We start from the raw sequence: 1,972 nt of genomic DNA on the forward strand, positions 1-1,972 counted from the left end.
AGCATCCTAGCTACAAAGGTGGCCTGGCCCCTCCCTTGGTTGGACTTTCACCAACTAGATAATGCGTGCCTCTGGGCACGCAACATAAAAAAGAGCTGTCCTCAGCAGCTATAGCTACTGAAAGACAACTCTTATATCAAACTAACCAAACTTACCAGAACAACTCGCCATGCCCGAGCAATCGGGAAAGACCTTCTACGAAATAGTAGTCGCCGTAGATGAGCGGCACGTCGATGTTTTTGCCTTCTGGGTAGTGGCTTGTACCATGAGTGACTAACCCTTCTTCGGTTTCGGAATCCCACGCACCATAGTTCGTGTAGAGTGAGTGCAAGATCCGCTCCCCTGCTTCGCGGTAAAGGGATGCCTCTTGACCGTTCACTTGCTCCGCGATCAGGAGCAGACCGCAAGCCGCACACGCGCCAGCCGAGGAGTCGCGGTACGCTGGAATGCCATCTGGCAAGCGGAAATCCCAATGTGGCACATGATCTTCTGGCAGGTTTGCCAAGAAGAAATGCGCAGCACGCTTCGCCGCATGCAAGTACTTCTCATCACCCGTGTACTTGTAGCTGAGGCTCATACCGTAAATCGCCCACGCGGTTCCACGCGACCAGGCCGATTCAGGTGCAAAACCTTGCCCACCGTTCACGGAAAGCTTCTCACCTGTGTGCGGATCAAAAATCACGATATGATTCACCGATCCATCGGGACGAATAAAGTGCTCGGCCGCCATGTCGGCATGTCTTATCGCGATTTCTTTAAATCGCGGGTCGCCAGTCGTTAGCGTAGCCCAGTGCAGCAGCGGCAAGTTCATCATGCAGTCGATAATTGCCCAGCCTGCGTTGTCTTCGCCTTCGCGCCAAGGATTCCACGCGCGAATGTAGCTGCCCTTCACGTTGAAACGTGCAGCCAACAGATTCGCCGCGAGCAAGGCACGGCGCTTGGAATCATCTGCGCCTGTCAATTTGTAGCGTGCGACACTCGTCAGCGTCCACATGAAACCGATATCGTGATCGAGGCGATAGTAGTCAGTGACAACCTGATCCAACTGTTGTTCGCAGGATTCAGCCAACTGCTTCAGGCTTTCATCTTTCGTGTCCCGATACAACAGCCACAGCAAACCAGGCCAGAAGCCCGCTGTCCACCAAGAAGCTGGCTCCAGCTTATATTCGCCACCCACACTGGCGTGCGGGAACCCATCGCCTATGCGTTTACTTGTTTTGTCCACTTTCGTTACGGTTTGTGCCCATGCTTCTTGAGCCCAACCCTTCTCAATTGTCGTCATATGTAACACTCCTCACCAGGTTTGTTGAAACGTTTAACCTATTATACCACCTGGCTTCACGGAATGCTCGCTTGTTTAAAATTGGTTTTTCTGTTGTATCTACAAGGGTATTTATACTAGTACATATTCTAGATACATATACTAGAAACTTCCACCAATTCTTCCACAACCATACCCCTTCAATTACTGCACTCCCATTCCCTCCACATAAAAACGAATCTTGTTAACCAACAAATATTAACAGCCAAACGTGTCCTAACTGACTAATTTGTTGTAGATACCTCAGATGGGACTCAACACAGAACGTGGGAACGAAGCTTGGGTGCTAAACGTGTCTTATACATGTTAATTTGTCTGCGATACGGAACGTGAGGACGCTAATTAGCAGAATATCCAGAGGTTGGCGAAGTTACGGAACGTCAGTTCGCTATTCGGCCAATATTACAGCATTCTTCCCTCATTTGGCGTAAATAAGGGATCTACGTTCCCTATCGATCTGAAATTTGCTATTTCCACGAAAATAGCGAATCCTCGTTCCGTTTGGCCAGAGCATATACGTTTAAAGTACTATCAATTCTGTTGTATCTACAACAGCCCCGATGGACATCCATCTAGAGTAAAGGGCTGAAATATTTCAGCCCCTCCTCATCAAACCGTACGTGAGGTTTTCCCTCATACGGCTTTCCGATG

Annotated in this window: 1 protein-coding gene; it reads right to left on the reverse strand. The window is 49.3% G+C overall.

Translation table 11 applies throughout. The features are described 5' to 3' along the window. Positions 1–151: 151 nt before the first annotated feature. A complete protein-coding gene (locus tag A8708_RS00150; RefSeq protein ID WP_068661522.1) occupies positions 152–1,282 on the reverse strand; it encodes a glycoside hydrolase family 88 protein in 1,131 nt (376 codons plus the stop codon). Positions 1,283–1,972: the final 690 nt, after the last annotated feature.

This window comes from Paenibacillus oryzisoli (genome assembly GCF_001653565.1).
GTDB classification, from domain to species: Bacteria; Bacillota; Bacilli; order Paenibacillales; family NBRC-103111; genus Paenibacillus_E; species Paenibacillus_E oryzisoli.